The organism is Candidatus Eremiobacteraceae bacterium (assembly GCA_035295225.1).
Classification (GTDB): domain Bacteria; phylum Vulcanimicrobiota; class Vulcanimicrobiia; order Eremiobacterales; family Eremiobacteraceae; genus JABCYQ01.
Map to the genome: position 1 here is coordinate 91987 of DATGJI010000055.1, position 20326 is coordinate 112312.

Annotated in this window: 17 protein-coding genes; 5 read left to right on the forward strand and 12 right to left on the reverse strand. The window is 62.9% G+C overall.

Annotated elements, in window-relative coordinates:
- Positions 1-3 precede the first annotated feature (3 nt).
- Positions 4-1437 carry an NADP-dependent isocitrate dehydrogenase gene (locus tag VKT51_10165; protein HLJ84524.1) on the reverse strand — a complete coding sequence of 478 codons (1434 nt, stop codon included), beginning with the start codon at positions 1435-1437 and terminating at the stop codon, positions 4-6.
- Between the two features lie 136 nt (positions 1438-1573).
- Positions 1574-1897, reverse strand: coding sequence for a hypothetical protein (locus VKT51_10170; protein ID HLJ84525.1), 324 nt, complete (start codon positions 1895-1897; stop codon positions 1574-1576).
- 208 nt (positions 1898-2105) lie between these two features.
- Between VKT51_10170 and VKT51_10175 the strand changes: the two genes are divergently transcribed.
- The 3 genes from VKT51_10175 (at position 2106) to VKT51_10185 (ending at position 6800) form a co-directional block, all read left to right on the forward strand.
- Positions 2106-2717 carry a cytidylate kinase-like family protein gene (locus VKT51_10175; GenBank protein ID HLJ84526.1) on the forward strand — a complete coding sequence of 204 codons (612 nt, stop codon included), beginning with the start codon at positions 2106-2108 and terminating at the stop codon, positions 2715-2717.
- Positions 2718-2883: 166 nt separating this feature from the next.
- Positions 2884-5349, forward strand: coding sequence for a LuxR C-terminal-related transcriptional regulator (locus VKT51_10180; protein ID HLJ84527.1), 2466 nt, complete (start codon positions 2884-2886; stop codon positions 5347-5349).
- 731 nt (positions 5350-6080) lie between these two features.
- Positions 6081-6800: a hypothetical protein gene (locus tag VKT51_10185; protein ID HLJ84528.1), complete on the forward strand. Its 720-nt coding sequence runs from the start codon at positions 6081-6083 to the stop codon at positions 6798-6800.
- A gap of 1689 nt (positions 6801-8489) precedes the next feature.
- On the opposite strand, the gene VKT51_10190 is transcribed toward VKT51_10185, so the two are convergent.
- The 6 genes from VKT51_10190 to VKT51_10215 form a co-directional block, all read right to left on the reverse strand.
- Positions 8490-9791, reverse strand: a complete 1302-nt coding sequence (locus VKT51_10190) for a pitrilysin family protein (protein HLJ84529.1) — start codon at positions 9789-9791, stop codon at positions 8490-8492.
- Between the two features lie 174 nt (positions 9792-9965).
- Positions 9966-11306, reverse strand: coding sequence for a tetratricopeptide repeat protein (locus tag VKT51_10195; GenBank protein HLJ84530.1), 1341 nt, complete (start codon positions 11304-11306; stop codon positions 9966-9968).
- Positions 11307-11317: 11 nt separating this feature from the next.
- Positions 11318-11920, reverse strand: coding sequence for a DUF4331 family protein (locus tag VKT51_10200; protein HLJ84531.1), 603 nt, complete (start codon positions 11918-11920; stop codon positions 11318-11320).
- Between the two features lie 17 nt (positions 11921-11937).
- Positions 11938-12720, reverse strand: coding sequence for a DUF4331 family protein (locus VKT51_10205; protein ID HLJ84532.1), 783 nt, complete (start codon positions 12718-12720; stop codon positions 11938-11940).
- A gap of 92 nt (positions 12721-12812) precedes the next feature.
- Positions 12813-13628 carry a hypothetical protein gene (locus tag VKT51_10210; GenBank protein ID HLJ84533.1) on the reverse strand — a complete coding sequence of 272 codons (816 nt, stop codon included), beginning with the start codon at positions 13626-13628 and terminating at the stop codon, positions 12813-12815.
- Positions 13625-15145 carry a hypothetical protein gene (locus VKT51_10215; GenBank protein ID HLJ84534.1) on the reverse strand — a complete coding sequence of 507 codons (1521 nt, stop codon included), beginning with the start codon at positions 15143-15145 and terminating at the stop codon, positions 13625-13627. Before VKT51_10215 ends, VKT51_10210 begins: the two co-directional genes overlap by 4 nt.
- A gap of 297 nt (positions 15146-15442) precedes the next feature.
- On the opposite strand from VKT51_10215, the gene VKT51_10220 reads away from it, so the two are divergent.
- Positions 15443-15982: a sigma-70 family RNA polymerase sigma factor gene (locus VKT51_10220; protein HLJ84535.1), complete on the forward strand. Its 540-nt coding sequence runs from the start codon at positions 15443-15445 to the stop codon at positions 15980-15982.
- A complete protein-coding gene (locus tag VKT51_10225; protein HLJ84536.1) occupies positions 15979-16644 on the forward strand; it encodes an anti-sigma factor in 666 nt (221 codons plus the stop codon). Before VKT51_10220 ends, VKT51_10225 begins: the two co-directional genes overlap by 4 nt.
- A 124-nt stretch (positions 16645-16768) precedes the next feature.
- On the opposite strand, the gene VKT51_10230 is transcribed toward VKT51_10225, so the two are convergent.
- Genes VKT51_10230 through VKT51_10245 form a run of 4 tightly spaced genes read right to left on the reverse strand, consistent with a single transcriptional unit; the run spans position 16769 to position 20272 of the window.
- Complete coding sequence (locus VKT51_10230; protein ID HLJ84537.1) at positions 16769-17998, reverse strand: beta-ketoacyl-[acyl-carrier-protein] synthase family protein; 1230 nt, start codon at positions 17996-17998, stop codon at positions 16769-16771.
- Positions 17995-18444: an SRPBCC family protein gene (locus VKT51_10235; GenBank protein HLJ84538.1), complete on the reverse strand. Its 450-nt coding sequence runs from the start codon at positions 18442-18444 to the stop codon at positions 17995-17997. Before VKT51_10235 ends, VKT51_10230 begins: the two co-directional genes overlap by 4 nt.
- Positions 18441-19595, reverse strand: coding sequence for an NAD(P)/FAD-dependent oxidoreductase (locus tag VKT51_10240; protein ID HLJ84539.1), 1155 nt, complete (start codon positions 19593-19595; stop codon positions 18441-18443). Before VKT51_10240 ends, VKT51_10235 begins: the two co-directional genes overlap by 4 nt.
- Entirely contained in the window at positions 19592-20272 is a 681-nt protein-coding gene (locus VKT51_10245) for a methyltransferase domain-containing protein (GenBank protein ID HLJ84540.1), read from the reverse strand. The genes VKT51_10240 and VKT51_10245 overlap by 4 nt, the downstream gene beginning before the upstream one ends.
- Positions 20273-20326 lie beyond the last annotated feature (54 nt).

A 20326-nucleotide genomic window follows, 5' to 3' on the forward strand; every position in this document is an offset into this window, starting at 1 on the left:
CCTCTACGAATAGCCGGCTTTGCCGTCGAAGTCGTACAGATTCTCCGTCTTGATAAAATCGAATCCAGCATCGGCCACTCGAGCGAGCAGACCGAGGATCTGACCGTGCGCGATGACGCCGCCTGGGGTCTTTGAGACAAATCGGCAACGCCAATGGTCCGTGCAGAACGTCTCGGCGGCGCCGCCTGGCCAGACCTTGGTACCGCGATTGAAGATCGCAGCGAGGTTCAGGTCGCCCGCTGCGGGTTGCAGGCGTTGACCAAGTTCGTCGGGCACGCTTCGCGTCAAGTCCAAGAACACGTCGACGCCGACGAGATTCTTCTTCTCCGGCCTGCGCGTTGAGACGACGCTCGCCGCCTCGGTTGGCGCTGCTGCCGGATAGTCGACGCGTTTCAGCGTGGCCGGCGCTTGACCGATCCGCGCTATGACCGCCTGCGCGAATTCGTGCGTGCCGACTTTCTCTTTGGACAGGCCCTCTTGGAAGATGTCGTACGTGTGGATGCCGTCTTCGATCGTCTTCAGCCACGCGTTGTGGACTTTCGTGGCGACTTCGCCTTGGCCGATGTGCACGAGCATAAGGACGCCGCCGAGCAGCAAGCCGGATGGATTCGCCACGTTCTGGCCCGCGCGCCGCGGCGCAGAGCCATGGATCGCTTCGAACATCGCGGCCGTGTCGCCGATGTTCGCCGAGCCCGCAAGTCCGACCGAGCCGGCGATCTGCGCCGCGACGTCGGACAGAATGTCTCCGTAGAGATTCGGCATGACGATCACGTCGAACGCTTCAGGCGTGTCGGCAAGTTTCGCCGAGCCGATGTCCACGATCCAGTGTTCGTTCTGGATATCGGGATATTGCGCCGCGATCTGGTCGAAGATCCGGTGGAACGTGCCATCGGTGATCTTCATGATATTGTCTTTGGTGAAGCATGTGACTTTCTTGCGTCCGTTTCGGCGAGCATATTCGAACGCGAAGCGCACGATTTTCTCGCTGCCGGGCCGCGAGATCAACTTGAGGCACTCGGTCATGTCTTGCGTCTGACGGTACTCGATGCCGCCGTAGACGTCTTCTTCGTTCTCGCGCACGATGACCACGTCCATGCCGGGATGCTTCGTGCGGACGAAGGGCGCGTACGCGACGCATGGCCGCACGTTGGCGTACAGGCCGAACGTGGTCCGTGTCGTGACGTTGAGGCTCTTATATCCGCCGCCTTGCGGCGTGGTGATCGGGGCCTTGTAGAACACTTTCGTGCGGCGGATGCTATCCCACGCGTCTGCCGATACGCCGGCTGAATTGCCGGCGAGATAGACCTTCTCGCCGACTTCTATGACGTGAATGTCGAGGCGCGCGCCCGCGGCCTTGAGTATGTCGAGACTGGCCGCCATGATCTCTGGGCCGATGCCGTCGCCGTAAGCGACGGTGATGGGCGTATTGCCGGACATGTGGTGTCCTCGTCGTGCGGAGTGCAAATGCGAACCATCGCATCTTTTTGTCGGTAAAGTATGCGCCCTGCACGCAGGCGCGACATTCACGACACCGGCGAGAGCCGATGAGCGTCGGTTCCTTCAATGACGTCGGTTATTTAGCCGAAAGAGCGGCTAACAGCAGCTGCGCGCCGCCGAAGTGGAACGGTACGCGGTTGAATCCGCGCAACACGGCGACCCATTCATCGTCGTCGAGCGCAACGACGCCGACGGGATCGCCGAACTGGTCGAAGACGTGGAACGTCTCGGCATCGTCGTCGTAGCGATAATCATGAACGCGCCCCGGTTCCCGAGGTGCGAGAAAAAAACCGCGCGGCGTCACTCTGTACACGAGCGCGTCGGCGTCTTCGGTGCTAGCCAAAAGCCCGTCCACGATGATGCGCCTCGCCAGGGGCAGCGCCATTGCAGCGTCGCTCAAGTCGGCACTTTATAGAGCTCGTACTAGGGCAAGCATCGCTTGCCCCGGCGTATCGAGAGCATATTATTCGTAAGCACGGGCATTTCCACGACGCGGTCGGAGGCCAACCGTAAGCGATTGACCCGGCGCATCGGCGGCCGTTTCGAAAGCGCGTTCGGAAAAGCCTCGCAAGGCGCGGATTGCCCTTGCTGCGAATCATTTGCGCCTTATGATCGTGGCGATCGGGCGTGAACTGGGATCGGGCGGCCGTGACGTCGGCGAGCGGCTTGCTCGTGCGATGCATGCTGAGCTGCTCGACAATCAGATCGTCGATCTTGTCGCCGCACGCATCGGCGCGCCGACTGCATTCGTGCGCTCGCGCGATGAACACGTCGAAAGTTTTGTCGATCGCCTATTCCGCGTGATCACGGCGGCCTATCCCGAATCGTATGGTCCTGACGGTCTGCCCGACTGGTCCGAAGAGCGGCTCGTGCAGCTCACCGAGAGCATTATCAAGGAACGAGCTTGCGGCGAGCCGCTCGTCGTGATCGGCCGAGGCGCGCCCGTTTTGCTGCGCGACCGACAGGATGTCTTTCGGGTCTTCGTCGCCGCTTCTCACGAAGGCCGCATCGCGCGGCTCATGCGCCGGGGAACGCCGACGCGCGAAGAAGCGCTACGCGAGATCAAGCGCTCGGATTCGCACCGCGCTGCGTACATGCAGACCTACTATCACGTCGACTGGCGCGACGCGTCCAACTATGATCTGATCGTTAACACCGATCGCCTCGGCATCGACGCCGCCGCCGATGCAGTCCTCCACGCGATGCGAGTCCCCGCGTAGATCCGTTCCGCTTTTCTCTTAAGATACGCTCCAAAGACCTTCGCGGTGTGGTGACGCCAGGGTAACTCGTCGGTCAGAGTGAAACGCGCTGGTCACCGTGCGCGGTCAGTTCTTGGCCGCCGTGGTTATTTCTGTTGGCGGGGTCGGCTTCTCTAGCGGTGTAGCGATGACACAGGACCTCGAATCGACAAATGCGTCCGCGCAGACGGCGCACGACGAACCGTTTTCAGCGGGTGAGTTGCTCACTCAACGCGAGCTCGAAGTTCTTGCATTGATGGGGCACGGGTTGACGAACAAAGAGATCGCACAGCGTCTGGCGATTAGTCGCCGCACGGTCGAGACGCATATCCATCATCTTCTCGATAAACTCGGCGCGACGACCCGCACAAGGGCGGTGGTCGAAGCCGGGCGGCTCGGTCTGCTCGAGGCGGCCGCACCCGCCCGGATGTCCGTTTCGCAGAAGAACAACTTGCCGATCCAGCTCACCGCACTCAGCGGGAGGACTGAGGAGTTAGCGGTCGTGCAAGCGTTGCTCGATGGCAGCCGCTTACTCACGCTGTCCGGATCAGGAGGGGTCGGCAAGACGAGAATTGCGGTTCGCGTCGGCCTCGACAGGTTGGATCGTCACCGCGACGGCGTGTGGTTCCTCGATCTCTCTCCGCTCACCGATCCTTCGCTCGTGCCGGCGGTCGTCGCGAAGACGCTCGCAACCCGCGACGTTCTCCGAGCGACGCCCACCGAAAGCATCGTCAATAACCTCGCCAACGCGCAGTCGCTCCTCATCTTCGACAACTGCGAGCACGTGCTGGAGAGCGCCGCGGCGTTGATCGATGAAATCCTACGAAGATGCCCCGGTGTTTCTATTATCGCGACGTCCCGCCAATCGCTTGGCGTCGAAAGCGAGGTCGTGCACCGGGTGCCGTCGTTGTCTGTGCCGGAGAACGTTGCGGTCTTAGATGCCGAGCAGGCCGCGACATTCGGCGCTGTCGAGATGTTCGTCGATCGTGCGCGCGCATCAGACACGCGCTTCGCGCTTACGGACGAGAACGTCGCCGCGGTCGCCGAGATCTGCATCCGCCTCGATGGCATTCCGCTTGCGATCGAGTTGGCCGCGAGCCGGACCAACACGCTGGACGTCCACAGCCTTGCGCGTAAGCTCGGGGACCGTTTCAGTCTGCTGACCGGTGGGGCAAGGACCGCGTTGCCGCGGCATAAGACGCTCACCGCGCTGATCGACTGGAGTTACGACCATTTATCTGCGGACGAACGGCGGCTGCTCAACAGGCTCGGCGTCTTTTGCGGCTTCACGCTCGATGCGGCAACAGCGGTTTGCGGCGGCGAAGGGCTGAATTCCGATGATTTCGTTGATCTCGTGGCCGCGCTGGTCGACAAGTCGCTTGTCGCGGTTGAGGCGGGGCCACGCGGGGAGCGCTTCCGTCTCCTTGAGACGACCAAGGCGTACGTGCTTGAGGAGCTTGCGATCGCGGGAGAGGGGCAGCTGCTCGCTCGACGGCACGCCGACTATTTTTTGCAGCAAGCGATCCAGGCCGATGAACGCTACGGATATGGGTCTGCCGCTGTTTGGCTCGCAACGGTCGAGCTCGACATAGAGAACTACCGCGCCGCGATGCGCTGGGGGTTGAGCGCGCGGAACGACATCGCGACCGGCGCCGCCATCGCCGGTCACCTAGAGCGGCTTTGGTTTCTCGGCGGACTTGCGGGTGAGGCGCGGGCTTGGGTCGCGCTCGGCCTCGAATCCATCGATGAAGAACGCCAACCGGCCATCGCGGCCCGGCTCTGGCGCGCGCGCGCGCGATTCATGCAGGGCGAACCGATGCGAGCCAGCGCCGAGCGAGCCCTCAAACTCTACGAGCGCGTCGGCGACATGCGCGGCGTGGCCTACTCTCTCCGCATGCTCGCGTATAGCTTGCTCCAAACCGGCAGCACCGATGAAGCGCATCGCGTCATCGAGCGTGCTGTCGCCGCGTTTCGCGAGCGGGGGGACAAGGTCGGCATCGCGTCGTGCCTCGGTCTTCTCGGCGTGAGTGCATATGCGCAAGGCGACCTCGCGGCCGGACGGCGACACTACATCCAGGCCGTTGCCGCGTGCAGAGAGATCGGCGACGAACTTGCCACGGCGGACGTACTTGGCAATTTTGGTGAGCTCGAATTCGCGGACGGTCATCCTGAACGCGCGCTTCGACTCGTGACGGAATCGCTTGAGATCACGTCGCGGGGCAAGGAAGTGGCCAACCTCGCGATTGACCACAATAATCGCGCCGCGTATTGCGTCGCGCTCGGACGATTGGAGGACGCAAGAGAATCGGCCCAAGCAGGTTTGCGATGTGCGCGTGGTGAGCGCAACGAGTGGAATACCTATGTGGCACTGCAACATCTCGCATTGCTAAAAGCGATCAGCGGTGGGGCCACGTCGGCGGCTAACATCTTGGGCTACGTCAACGCGCAATACGAGCGACTCGCTCTCGAACGCGAAGCGACGGAAAAATGGGCGTATATGCGACTGCTGGAGGAGCTCCGAAAACGGCTTTCCCCGATTGAGTTCGACGAGTTGCTCGTCGAAGGTTCGGCTTGGTCCGAGGACATGGCGGTCGAGGCTGCGTTGACCCCCTAAGCCGTCCCAAGTTCGAAGCTCTACGTACATATACCGATGCTCGCGTCGCGGGGTGCATGATACGATTTAGCCGTCGGTCGGTCTGCGCGCTTCAACCCGCCGGATCGAGGAGAAAGCTGATGAGAACGAGAGTTTGTTTTCTATTCGCGTTCACGTTCGTTCTAACGGCCTGTAGCGGCGATGTCGGCGGCCTCAATTTGTCGCCCCCGGGTGCGTCCGTTGCGGAGAACTCCTTTGCCAAACCAGCGGTCCAAGAACCATGCGAATTCCTCGTTCTCCGCGCCTCGTCGGGAACGATACGTCCGGGGCAGAACGACAGCCTTTCAGTCTACGAATATATCTTAAGATCTGTTGATTTTGACTGCGTCGGCCCTCCAAAGATTTATGACATCGTGGGAACGTGGTCGAGCAACGGAGGCCACCTTCATCCACTGGTCGGTCACACAACCGCCTTCGGCGCGCATAAGTTGGGATCATATACGGTCGAGGTGCATTGGAGTGACTGGCGACCGGCATCCACGACCATTGTCGTCAATTGAAGTGGACGCCACCCCGAATCTGTGAGGCTTATTACATGGAGAATGAGCGTCGTGATCCCTCCAAGGCCCCTCCGAACGCCTCGGATCGCGATCGCGCCTGGGTTGCGGACCATGGATTAGAATTGCATCGCCTCATCGCACGCAGGCGAACTAGCGCATCACAGCGAGCCGAGAAAGGTGAGAGTGCTTTCAATGAATCGCATCGCAAAGATGTCTGATCTTCATCGCGCGGCATTAAAAGGCGGTGCCATCGCGCTCGGCCTTGCGCTCGTGGGATGCTCGGGTTTTGGCGGGAAGCAATCGGCGCTGCCGCCGCTTCGACCTCACGAGCATACCGAGCAATTGAAGACGCCTGCCAATCCACCGGTGCCCGTCGCGTATGCGACGAGCTTTCCCATGCCTGAAACATTCGATCCGAACGAATATCTGCCGGGTATCGCCATGGGGCCCGATCAAGACATGTGGGTCAGCGTTTACAACAGCAATCAAATCGCACGCTACAATTCCAGCGGCCTTGTCTCGGCGTGGGCCTTCCCGTCGGATCCGCAGTGTCTAAATCCGCCCGCCTGCAGCGCCGGACCGACCGATATGGTGGTCGGCCCCGATGGCAACATGTACGTCTCGATGGCGCAACTCAACGCCATCGCGCAGGTGACGCCGCTCGGTCTCATCACGATCTATCCGCTCGATCCGAACGTGTTCCCAATTCTGCCGCAGGGAGAAGGGCCGCGCGGCATCGCGATCGGCCCAGACGGGAACATCTGGTTTGATCACTCGAATTCGTCGAAGATCGGGCGCATGACCCTGTCGGGCACAGTTTCTTGCGTTGTGAAATCGACGGGGCCGATGATCGTATTTCGCGGGAAGCAATTGCGTCTGCGTTTACGCGGGGCCGCGGACCTGGGGGCTTGACGCGCGAGATGGCGAATTACATTCGAGATGTGGCTCGCGATTTAGTTACACATGGCGAGGCATGTTTTGAAGTCGTGTTTTCGCCTTCGAACACAGGAAATCTGTTCAAGTTTCGAATTAACCGTATAATGCCGCGATCAATTCGGTACTTTTTTGGCCATCCGTGCCAGCTACTCTCTTCGGCCAGCATCCTCCCAGAAGTCCGTCAGCTAAATCGAGAGAGAATCTTCTGCATCCAACTACCCGGCATCTCGGCCGGCAGTTGGAGGCAAATGCTGCAACTTCTCGCCGATATTGACAATTCAAGTCTGAACAGTAGGCTCATGTTGACACCGGGATTCAATTTTGAGACGCAAAGACAGTTCGTCGAAATTGCTCGGCTGAGGATAACATCACCGATACCTTGGATCCACCGAATAAGTCTCAAGCCGAAAGTCGTTTCGGACACCTACTACGTTTATAGATGGTTGGGGATGCAACGATTCAGAGCGCGGCTTTTAGCCTCAATAGTGTCGATGATCAACAGCATGTTATCGGTTGCTGGATCTCGTGTGGGGTTTATCGCAAGAATAGTCGTGGATGGCCTTCCGACGGTCGAAGCCATCGACACAGCAATTCAGGGCTTGAGAGCAGGGACAAAGGGAACCGAGATAGCTCGAGAATTCACTCGATAGGATGGGCTGGGCCGTAATTAAGATTTATTCGCATGCGACTTCGATGATGAGCAATGATCGTTAGCAATCGTGTGGTTAATAATCCTCCGAACCTCGACGCGTCAATCTGGCGTTACATGGCTTTGGAAAGGTTTCGCTTCCTAATCGAACAGTCTAGCCTTTTCTTTTCTCGAGCTGATTGTCTCGGCGATCGGTTCGAGGGGACTTTTCCGCGTCAAAACATCGAAACGAGGCTTTCGCGATACCACGACCGCATACCTGAGTGGAAAAAAGAGCACCCCGGAGAGGATCCGGAAAAAAAGCTAAGTGATTTCTTTCGATCGTGGAGGCAGTTCGTCTTTGTTAACTGCTGGCATCTAAATGAGCACGAGTCAGCGGCGCTGTGGCACATTTATGCCGACCAGAACAAGGGAGTCGCGATACGCTCAACGATTGCGCAGCTTACTTGGGCTCTGGACGGCAATCGTGATACGAGATTCTACGGGAGCCTTGTCAAGTACATCGACTATGATAAGGAGATGATACCGGAAGACGATGGATTGTATCCATACATCCATAAGCGCCGATCTTACTTATACGAGAACGAGTTTAGGTTGCTGCATGAAGATCCCAAAGTCGGTCAATGGCCAGACCTCGGCGAGCAGACGAAAGTTGGTGTCTCGTTTCCTATTTCTCTGGACCGGCTCATAACTAGCGTATACGTGAGCCCGGGGAGCCGAGACGACCAAATAGAGTTGGTAGAGGCATTGTTAGCGACTCGTTCACTACGTATCAAAGTTGTCCGGTCGGAGCTGGATTCTCCAGCGCTCTTCTAAGGCTAAGATCCTCGTTGCCTGTTCTCGGAGGTGAATCTTAACTGCCCGGGAGGGCGTTTGATTTCTAGGCCGTGTCGTTGCCAACTTCGACAGATGGCAAGTCCGTTTTGCGGCCTGTTCCTTATTAACCCGCGGCGAATCCTCGAGTCGCCATGAAGCACTGACGAGCAACGCGTCGTTAATAGCGGCGCGGTGAAGCGTTAGTCGCGGACGGCTGCGAGTGCGGGGCCGCCGCCGATCGCGCAGACCGCCGCGGAATCCCAGCGGATATTCGTTTTGACGAAGCGGTTGAATTCCGGCGGGCGCACTTTATCGAGCATCGCGAATTCCTGCGCCGGCGTCACGAGCGGCTGATCGAAAAGCGCGAGCTCGGCGTAGCGCGCAGCATTTGCAGCGTTCCAGTCTGAACTCAACTCGATCTGCGCACCGAGCGCCGCTTTCCCACGTGAGAACTCCTCGCGTGTGAATCCGTCAGCGGTCTCATCCAAGATACGCTTCATCTCACGCACAGCGGCGCTCGCGCGACCGCGACCCACGGCGCACAGCGCGCTCATCACGCCGGATTCGCCGTAAAAGTCGAGCGTGGCATATACTTCATACGCCAGCCCCATGCGCTCGCGCAGTCCGTCCCAGAGGCGGCTTCCATCGCCATCGCCGATCAGCACCTGCGCCAGTTGCGCGCGCAAAACCGCGTCGTAGCCGTGGCGATACGATGGCGTCGTCGTGGAAACCGAAAACCAGACTTGCGACGTGTCGCTGCGGCGCAATACCTTAGAACGACGTCCCTGCGGAAATGCAGGCGCATCGGCCGAGATCGGATGCCGCTTTGGCATAACCGCCGCGGCCTCGGGCCGCCAGTCTCCGAAATGCTTGCGCGCGATCCCAATAAGGTCGCGGTGCGACATCGGTCCGGCCAGACTGAGCACGGCATTGCGCGGATGGAAGTAGCGGCGATGGAAGCGTCGCACTTGCGCGCGCGAAATCGCGCGCACGCTCGATCGCGTGCCGCCCGTGTCACGGCCCAGCGGATGCGTGCCCCACAACGTGCGGTCGGCAAGCGCCTCGATACGCTTGCTCGGATCGTCTTCCCAGTCGCGCAGCTCTTCCAGCACGACTTGTCGTTCGGTCTCGACGTCATCGCCATCGAAGCGCGGACGCTGTGTCACGCTTGCGACAAGAGCGAGCGCGTCGTCCAGCTTGCTCGTCGGCACCGTCCCCGCGATCGAGATGGTCTCTTTCCCCGTGGTGGGGTCGAATCGATTGCCGCAACGTTGCATCGCCTCCGCGAGTTCGGGGCGCGAGAAGTCGTCCGTCGCCTTGAAGACGAGGTGTTCGAGGAAATGTGCGAGCCCGGCCGAGCGCGGCGGATCGTAGACGGATCCCGCACGGACCGCAAATGCGATGCTCATGGTGCGGGCACTGGACATGGGAGTACTGACGATGCGCAATCCATTACGAAGTTGATGCATCGCGGGGATGGAGTCGTTCCGGCGCGGTGACATGGACGGGCCTTGTAGCTTTCCGAGCGTTGATCTCGAGCGGTTTCTGCGGACAGACTATATTCGCCGCGGCCCCTGCAATCGTCGCGTGGCGGAGGGACGAAGAATCAAGGTTCGGCCCAGATTTTGCGCCGTCTTACACGAGAATTTCAGCCCAATTACCGACCGGTGTGCCGCTTAACGGGACATCGCGAGTCCGTGCAACGCAGCACGAGCCCAATCGGCATAATACGGATGAAATTGTGGATTTGCGGCGAGGGCGCTCTGCAAGAGCAGCCGCGCCTTGGCTTTGTCGCCGAGACGATAGCTGATCCAACCCGCGTGGAAGAGCACGCGCGAGTCGCGCGTGCCGACGGCGACCGCTCTTGCGGCATGCGAGCGCGCCTCCGCGAATCGGCCATCCATCGCAAGCGCCCACGCGAGCGTGTCCTCGGCGTAGAGGTCGTCTCGCGACGCGAGGTCTCGACGCGCGATGCGGACTGCATCGTCGAGCCGGATCCCGTGTTCGCTTTCGAAGACCGCGATCGCGCGATCGTTGATGCCGTTCGCGTTGCCGATGCGTTGGATCGCGAAGATCAGATCTTGCGTCTCGTCGGCGCCGGCTTTGTCGCCGAGCGCGCGTCGCGCGTCGACTTCGTAGCCGAGCGTCTCCGGCAACGGCACGAGTTCGGCCGCCTTCTCTGCAGCCTCGAGCGCTTCGTGCCAGCGATGGGTCGCGCAATAGACGCGCGCGAGGGTGTTGAGTGCTCTTGCATCGTCGGGGAAGATCGTGAGCGCATCGCGCAAGTCACGCACCGTCATGTCAGCGTCGCCGTTCTCAAAGGCGAGCTCGCCCGCGCGGAAATGATACCACGCTCGCGCTTCTGCAGGGTTGTCGATCACCGAGTCGATCTGTTGCATGCCGATCGTGAGGTGCGCTTGCGCGCCTTTCAAGTCTCCGGTGAGCTCGTCGTAGCGGGCGAGCGAAGTCTCCCACGCGGCATCGACATTCGGTCCCTGCGATTTGGCCAGAACCTCGCGAGCCGCCGTGTATTCACCGAGTTCCATGTCTGCCGAGGCGAGATTCGCCCAACCGTCGTGATTCCACGGCGCCATGCGCGTCACGTCTTCATAATAGGCTTTCGCCGCGCGGAAGTTGTGCAGCGATAGCGCGACCGACCCGAGTTCGCTCTCCGCGCCGTCGTTGTGACGCGGCTGCAAGACGAGGGAGCGCGACGCGGCGATTCGCGCTCGCTTCAAATCGCCGACATCGCCACGCTCGCGGAAGCGCATGAGGTATTGGCCCGCGAGCATGCGCGCCATGATCTGATCATCGGGTGTGCGACGCACCGCTCGCTCGTAAAACGCGACGAGGTTATCGCGGACGAGATAATCGCGCGTGACCGGCGCGGGAGTAAAGTTAGAGACGACCGACGCCGGTGCGGCATCGGCGTTCATGCGTGTGACGAACGCGGGCCACGCCGCCAGCGCGATCAGCGCGAAGGCGAGGATGCCCAGGGGGGCCCGCGATCGTCTCACAGCGGCGCCGATCAGTACGGCGCGTTGACGTAGGGGAACGTGTTGCTGTAGCTTTGGAACGTCCCTTGGCCGTTCGAAAGGTTGTCGTCGGCGAGACACCACGACTCGTGGTTGTCTTCGGGGGCGGCGCCGAGCGCCGCGAGCGTGTTCCCGAAGATCGCGCCGAGCGATGTCTTGATCGTATCGTCGTTCAGCCAGCGGCCGCCGAACGTATTACCGGTGGCGCCGCCCGTCTGGATTCCGAGATACGCGCCATACTGCCCGGCAGGCTGTCCGCCGGCGGGAAGATTGACGCTCATGTCGGCCTGGAGTTCGAACGGGAAGAGAACGGAGATGATCGCGTTGGACGTCGCTTGGCTGCGGCCGGCCACCGTGGTCATGAACGTGTTCACTTCGCCTTGGAGCAGGCTGTCGTTCGCCGGTGTGGTGCGGTTGGTCGCGTCGTGATCCGTAAAATTCTCGAACGCTTCCTTGACCGCGGGCTCCGAGAGCCGTTCGATCTGCTTGTACGTCTTGACGGTTTGCGGCCCGGGTGTCGTGGACGCGTGGCTGCAGCCGGCGAGCGCGACGAGCACGGCCGTCAGCGCGACCGTTTGTGAGAGCGAAATGCGCATGATGTTTCGTGTCCTTCCTATTGACCGGAGACCGTGCTGGTGGTGGCCCATACGCCGATCTTGCCGGTCCCCAGCATCGACTTCGGAACTTCTGCGATGATGGCGAGGACGTTGAAACCGTTGGCGGATAGGATGTCTTGCGAGGCCGACGTGTCGCACGACGTGCCGTGCAGCGTGTTGTAGGCGGACGTGAATCCGCGGAAACCAAGCGCTGGGTCCGGCGGCGGCGGGTTGGGCTGGTTCTGGTAATTGCGGTCGGGCAAGATCTGGAAGAAACGCGCTAAGTCGAAGAAGAAATTGTCCTTCTCCGGTCCCGCCCATACGCGGATGCCATTCGGCAGCGCGCCCGCGACCGTGTTATAGGTGACCGATCCGACCTTCGCCACGAATCTGGAGTTGGTTCCCGTGACGAGCGGAGCGGATGGACCGTAGACGTTGATCTGCTGCGACGCGCCCGTGCCCGTCGCTTGGAATTGCAGTACGAGGTTTTCGTTGCCGGTGAGCGGCGAGTTGTTCTCGACCTTGAACTGATACATGACGGCCGGATCGAAGAACGTGGACGGACCCATTCCTGTCGGGATGAGCGGGTGAACATTCATCTGCAAAACGACGTTCGCCGCGTTGTCCGGCGCCTGATACACGAAAACGTCCGTGATGTCCGCGCCCGGCCGCGCGACGGTGGTCGGCGAGTCCTGATGGTCCGATGCCTGCGCGGCGTGGCCCGCATAGATGAAGGCCGCGGCGGCAAGCGCCGCGATCGCCGTTAGACCGCCGGCGGACCTTATGATACGAGAGTTCATTCCTTTATTCGCACCTCCGGATGAAGCTGACGGCCGGGTTCCAACGGACGCCTCTTCGGTAGTTCGTGGCCGGCCGCGCCCGCCACTGAGGTTCACGCCACGAGTTCCGCGGCGTCCGCTTTCTTCTCGAGACTGAGAAGCGTGAAAGCGAACACCGCGAGCAACGAGGTGACGAGAACACCACTTACGGCAAGATCCGGCACGGGCGATTGCCAGCCGAGGACCTGTGCCAATTCGTATGCGCCCACACAGATCGCCAATCCGGTCACCGCGATGATCCACGTGCGCGTCGCGCGCACGAGCTCGAGCGGATGACGGCTGTACAATTTGTGGACGAGCAGGCTGTCGAGCGTGTCGGTGACGGCCATGCCCATCGAGAACATCAGACCGATGATGACCGCGCCGATCACGCCGCTTCCGGTGGTGAACGCGAGCGCATATGCCGCGACCTGACTTGAGGTGTCGAAGCCCAGCCCGAAGAGCAGTCCGACCAGCATCGCGGCGAGCGGGCCGGTCGCTGCGCGAAGGCGCGGCGGCAGCAGCGCGAGTTTGAGGCTGATCGATCCGCTCGTTTCGGCCGAGCGCAACTGTTTGATGTTGAATGCGGCGATCGCGAAGAGCGTCACGATGCTGACCCAGGTGCCGACCGTCTCGATCAGCGCGCCGTGCAGCGCGAGATGGCTGCCGAGAAGTCCGGCTAGCGCGGCGATCGACAAGACCATGACCGAGTGGCCGCCGGCGAAGAGCGCGCCGAAAAATCGGCTGACCTTTTGACCGGCTGACAGGCCATTGCGCGTCAAATTGTCGATCGCTGCGAGATGATCGGGGTCGGCGCCATGCCGCAATCCGAGCGCGAAGACGGTGAAGACCGTAGCACCGATGCTGAGGGGCGCTGCTGGACCGATCATGCGTGACTTCCTTCGTGCCGGTGCGTATGGCCGTGGCTTGCGTGCATCGCGTAGCCCGCGATCGCGCTCAATGTCAAGGCGATAACGGCCCAGGATTGCACTCGGATGATGCCGCCCGCGATTCCTTGACCCAACATGATCGCGCCGATGACGGAGATGACGCACGCCGACACCACTGGTCCGTGCGCCATGAATCGCTCTGCCGCGCGGCTGCGCGCGATCCACGCCGTGCCGCGGACGAGCGCGAGACCTAAGCCGGTCAATACCGCGGCAAGCCCCATGCCGAATGCGACGATGATAACGATGCCGTAGGCGACTTGATGCAACGCGAGCGCCGCGAGCATCACGACGAGCGCTGCCGGACACGGCGCGATGTTGCCGCTCATCGCGACCAAGACGACGTTGCCGAACGAGAGCGGTGCGTCGCCGGGAATCGCATGCGAATGGCCGTGTGCCGCGCCGCCGTCATGCGCGTGGTCGTGATCGCCATGATGGGTATGGCCGTCTGCGGCGCGATGACGCGATCGCACATAGCGCGCGAGCGCGCCGCCGCCGAGGCAGACGACCAAAAGTCCTGACGCGGCGGTGAGCCAGGGATAGATGTTCTCCGGCACGATCCAGCGAGCCGCGAGGAGCAAGGCAAGGCCGAGCGCGATGACTCCGGCCGTATGCGCGATCGTCAACGCCGCGGCGAGCGTCACGGCTTGCTTCGGCGTCGCGCGCGCTCCCACGAGCGAGACCGCCAGCAGCGTCTTGCCGTGGCCGGGTTCGAGTGCATGCAACGCGCCGAGGCCGATCGCGGCGAGCAGCGTCAGCGCGATGACGACCGCGCTGCTCGGACCGCGCGCCAGCATGTCCGCCAAGACGTTGGACCGGATCTGCGATGGAGCGCCTTGCGACGTCGCGCTTGCGCGATCAGCCGAACCCTGCGATAATGTCCAGCGCCCGCCAGATGCGCGCGTCAGCGATGCGGTCGTCACATCTCGCGGTGATGCGAGCAGCGCGGTCGGATAGTGGGTGAGTTCTGCGGTCGGCTCCGTCGCCGGGTAGACGACGACATCTTTCCAGCCGATGCGATCCGGATACGTCTGGTCCGCGATCGTCGTGTCCGAGCTCGGCGGCAGCACGGAGAAGTTGGCGGCGTAGTAGAGCGTCGGCAACCCGCCTGCTCCGGGCCGCGTGCGCACCGCGGGATAGCCGATCGGCTCGACGGCGATGCGGCGTCCTCCGCTCTCCACATCCAGACCGTCGATGACCAGCTGCGTCTCGTCATGGGCCCATGCGCGCAGCCCCGCTTGATCGAGCGACGCGCTCGCGCTGCGCGCGCGCATCACAGAAAACGTCGGTATCTCCGCCATGTCCAAGACGTACCGGATATCCAGGTGATTTCCGGATTGGCGCACTTTCACGAGGTGATTGATCGTGAAATTGCCGAGCGGATGCGCAAGAGCGGGGCTGCACCACATCGCGATGGCAATCGCGATCGATGCGCAGAAACCGCGGCGAACGAATCCCATAGGGCTCCCTCAAGCGTCTGGTGCGCATTGGGGTAACGGACGAAGGGTTGAAGCGGATGAACCTTCGCGATAGTGATGTGAATCGCAAGCCGTCGTGGTCGTTCGTTCGTTACACATGCAGCCATGCTGCAGTTCATCGCCCGCGGACCAGTCGCGTTCGCTCCGCTCGCAAATTTCGAAGCGCGCGGTACGACAAGCATCGCCTACCCACGCCGCATGAGGGCGAGCATCGCTTGCCCACGATGGTGCGGTCCTGCGACGCCAGGCGGCCGGAGCCGTTCGAGCGAATCGCAGGACATGGCCGTAGACGATACGCAGCTCGTCAAACGGGTCGCGGCGGGCGAACACGATGCGTTCGCAACGCTGTACGATCGCCACGCAGCTCTGGTCTACGGCATCGCACGGCGTGTTCTCGACAATCAGCAGCAGGCCGAGGACATCACGCAAAGCGTTTTCTTGCAGATCTGGTCGCGGCCTCAGGCATTCGCCGGCGGAAATTTCGCCGGTTGGCTCGCGCGCGTGGCGCGCAATGCTGCGCTCGATGTCTTACGCAGCGCTGCGGTCCGCAAACGCGAACCCGAGATGCCGACAGAGATGCCGTCCGAGATCGCGCTCGAAGATCAGGTCTTTGAGCAGGCGCGCTCGGCAGCGGTCAAAGTCGCGGTCGCGGCGCTCCCGGACGATCAGCGCCAAGCGATCGAGTATGCGTATTTCGGCGGGCTGTCGTATCGCGAAGTCGCCGAACGGCTCAACGCGCCTCTCGGCACGGTGAAGAGCCGGATCCGGATCGGCTTGCGCCGACTATTCGAGTCGCTCCATCAGGCGGTGCCGTCGTGACAACCGCGCACACCGACGAACTGCTCGAGCTCGCTTCGCTCTGTGCGCTCGATGCGCTGAACGAAAGCGAGCGGGCGACCGCGCTCGCGCATATCCGCGAGTGCCCCGTGTGTGCCGACGAATATGCAGCCGCGCTTGCGGCCACCGGCGGATTGGCCGCAGCTGCCGCCGAGCAACCGCCGGCAGCGCTTCGAGCACACGTCCTCGGCGCCGCCATGGCTCGCTCGCGGGCAAGCGCACCGGTTTCGCTGTTCCGGCGCAAGCGCTTCTACGCGGCGATCGTCGCGGTCGCCGCCGCGATTGCCGCGCTGATCGTCTTCGGATCGCCGAGCAACCGCGAGCAATCGTGGGCGATCGCGTGTCTTCCGGGCGCGACGGCGTGCAGCGCAAGCGGGCGAGTCATCGCCGCCGACGGCGTATTGCGATTGGAAGCGACCGGCTTGTCGGCACTACCGCCTGGAAAAGTGTATCAGGCTTGGATCATCCAGCCCGGCGGCAAGCCTGTTCCCGAGCCGACGTTCGAAGCCGATGCGCACGGTCACGGCGCCGCGACCGTGCCGGGTCACCAACCGAAGGGCACGCTGCTTGCGGTCACCGTGGAGCCCGCCGGCGGATCAAAAGCTCCGACCACCAAGCCATTCATCGCCGCAACGCTGAATTGATGATCGCCGCGCCGGAAAGACTCGTCTGAAGGGGCCGACGCTAGTCGGCCCAGGTTTCGTTCGATGGGCCGACTGGCGTCGGCCCCTTCGGATCTGCTTTCGGATCTGTTTAGGGCGAGCGCGGTTAGGCCGACTTGAAGACGAGCGCCGCGTTGAGGCCGCCGAAACCAAAGCTGTTCGACAACACGACTTTCTGTTCGAGCGGCGTCGCGACTTCCGGGGAATAGCGCAAATCGCAGTCGGGCCCGGGCATTTCCAGATTGACGGTTGGAACGACCGTGCTTTCCTTGATGCACATCGCGCAGAGCCCGGCCTCTATCGCGCCCGTCGCGCCGAGCGCGTGCCCCGTCATTCCCTTCGTACCGGAGACGATGATGTGATCGGCGGCGGCGCCGAGAACCGCGCGGATCGCGCGGCTCTCGGTCGAGTCGTTGAGAGGCGTTGCCGATCCGTGGGCGTTGACGTGATCCACGTCGTCCGGCGAAACGCGCGCCTCCGCAAGCGCTCGCAGCATGGCCCGCGCGGCCTCGCGCCCGTCGTCGCGCGGCGCGGTCATGTGTTCGCCGTCGTTGGTCAATGCGTAGCCGGCGATCTCCGCGTAAGGTGTGGCATCTCGCGCGATCACGTCTTCCTCGCGCTCGAGCAGCAAGAGGCATGCGCCTTCCGACATGACAAAGCCGTCGCGCCCCGCGTCGAACGGCCGGCTCGCGCTTTCCGGATCGGCGTTGCGCGTCGACATCGACTTGATGATGTCGAATGCGCCGAACGTCAGCGGAGCGAGCGGTGCTTCGACACCGCCGGCGAGCGCTGCGCGGCACACGCCGTCGCGTACCGCGCGGAATGCGTCGCCGATCGCGACGGCTCCCGCGGCGCACGAGTTCGAATTGGATTGCGTCGGCCCGTGGAGACCGAAGTGAATCGCGACGTTGCAGCACGATGACGCGCCGAACACGTTCAGCGCGAGGGTCGGATGGACGCCGCGCAGCCCGCGCTGCGAATAATTCTTGTACTGCGACTCGGCGAACACGACGCCGCCGAGCGCCGTGCCGATCCACGCGCCGATATCGTCGTGGTCGCCGCTCAGTTGCATGCCGGCATCGTCGAACGCCATGCGCGCCGCCGAGATCGCGAACTGGCTGAAGCGCTCCGTGCGCTGGGCCTGCTTGCGGTCGAGGAATGCAGTCGCGTCGAAATCGTCCACTTGACCCGCGACCTTCGAACGCATCTCCGACGTGTCGAATCGATCGATCGATTTGACGCCGCGCCGTCCGCCGATGGCGCCCTCCCAAAGGGCTTTCCGACCGATGCCGATCGGCGTGATCGCGCCGATGCCGGTGACGAAGACCCGGCTCACGCTGGGCGCTCCATCAGCTGTTTGAATCGCGCGAGCGTCGCATTCGCAATCGCATGGATGAAGAAATCGCCGATGACCCTGCGCGCGAGGAAGTCCCCGACAAGAGGCACGCGCCGCAGGTCGAGCTCGTGATCTATCGTGACGCGCGTGCCCGCGGCGACCGGCTCGAAGCGCCAGGCGACTTCCATGCCTTTTGTCCAGCCTGCGACGTGCGTGAATTCGATGCGCGGCACGCCGGGAAACAGACGCTCTGCAGCGGTCCATCGCACGGGTATGCTGCCGCGCCGCGCCGCCATGACGGCGATGCGCTCTGTCGGCTCCTCGCGCAGAACGTGAACGAATCGGTAGTGCGGCAAGAGCTGCGGCCAACGGGCGATGTCCTCGACGAGATCGTAGACCGCGCGCGGCTCGGCGGCGATCTCGACGGACGACGCGGTGCGCATCATGCGAGAAGCCTTACGAGAGCGGCAGGCGACATCGTCTGCGCGCTCGGCACCGCGCCTGCGACCGCGGCAAGCACCATCTCGGCGGCCGCGATGTCGCGGCGGGCTCGTCGCAGCGCGAGTGCTCGCAAAGGCGGTGTGCGCACGATGAAGTCGACCACGGCCGCGAGCATGCGCCGCGGACGTTCGATGCGTCGACGGGCTGCCGCGATCGCGCTCACCGTTTCACGCGTCGGGGCTCCGGCGAGATGCGCCATGACGCCGGCCGCGCACGTCACGGAGCTTTCAAGCGCGACCGCGACGCCTTGCCCGACGAACGGATCGAGCATGCCGGCCGCATCGCCTGTCAGCGTGACGCCGGGTGCGGCGACCGAATGCGGCGCGTAGCGCAGCGGTCCGACCGCGACTCGCTTGATGAGCGACGCGCCTTCGAAGCGATATCTTCCTGCGGTGACCTCGTCGACGATCGCATCGGCGCGCGCATCGTCCGCGACGGGTTTCGGCATGACGAGCATCGAGTTGCAATGCTCGCCGCCGAGCGGATTACGCGCATAGTATCCGCCTGCGCCGACGAACATCTCCAGCGTATCGCTGTTCGCCTCATGCGATCGGACGTGTCCGCCGACAGCCCAACGGCCTGCCCGCCGCGCGTCGCCGGCTAGGCCGGCACTGCGCGCGACGTTCGACCATGCGCCGTCGGCCCCGACGACAGCGCGCGCCGTGCAGTGCCGTTCGACGCCGGAACCGTCGCGATACGAAACGCGCCAGCCCGCACCTTCATCGCGGAGGTCTCGGAAAATGCCGTCGAGCGGTTCGGCCCCGGCTGCGATCGCCGCATCGCGCAAAATCGAATCGAGGTCGGCGCGCGACAGCGCCAGCGCCCCGCCTGCAGGCAACGCCATGGTGACCGGTCCGCTGCCGAACGCGGCAAGCGCGACTCGCCGGATCGGGTGACCGAGCGAAGCGACGCGACGACCGACTCCCAGTTCGGAGAGCGCGGCGAGCGCCGCCGGGCTCAGATATTCGCCGCAAACCTTGTCGCGCGGAAAACGCTTGCGTTCGAGCAGCACGACGCCGATGCCGGCGCGGCTGAGCCGCAGCGCGACCGACGAGCCGGCCGGCCCCGCGCCGACGACGACGACGTCCGCAGTCATTCGCCACCGGTGAGCAAGAGCCGCGCACCGAAGGCCGAGCGGACGGCGATGCGCGTCCAGCCGGCCTGCTCGGCCATCGATCGCACTTCGTCCGGCGTGTACGCGCGCCGTACAGAGATCGGTCCATCGTGCAGCGTGAAGCGATTACGCGTGATGAGCGGGAGGATCGCGCGCGCAGCCAGCCATGCAGTGTGACTGCGGCGAAGATCGCTGACGATCACGTGCGTCCCCACGCGCGCCATCTCGCTTAGCGCTTGGACGGCGTCGAGCGGCGTGAGATGATGCAGCGCAAGACTGCACATCACGAGGTCAAACGCGCCCGCTTCGAACGGCAAGGCGGTCGCGTCGCCTTGCACGGTCGATATCTCGTCGCAGCCGCGCACCGCGGCCGCCGCGTATGAGAGCACGCGCGGAGAGCGGTCGAGCGCCACGCAGCGCGCGCGCGAACCACGGGCGGACAGATGCTGAAGCACCGCGCGCGTCACGTCGGCGCCGCCGCACCCGACGTCCAAAATGGTGCGCGGCATCACGGGCAGCGCGTCGATCGCGCGGAGAATCGAATGTGTCCCGCCGAACCAGGCGTTGATGCGAGCGAGGTCGCGCAGATTGTCGCGCAGGTCCGCGATCGTGCCGGTCGCCTCGTCATCCATGAATTCTGCTTGCACACAGCGCTGCATTGGACCAAAGCGGTACGACGCTCGTCACTTCTTACCCCGCCCGCTTCCCATTTC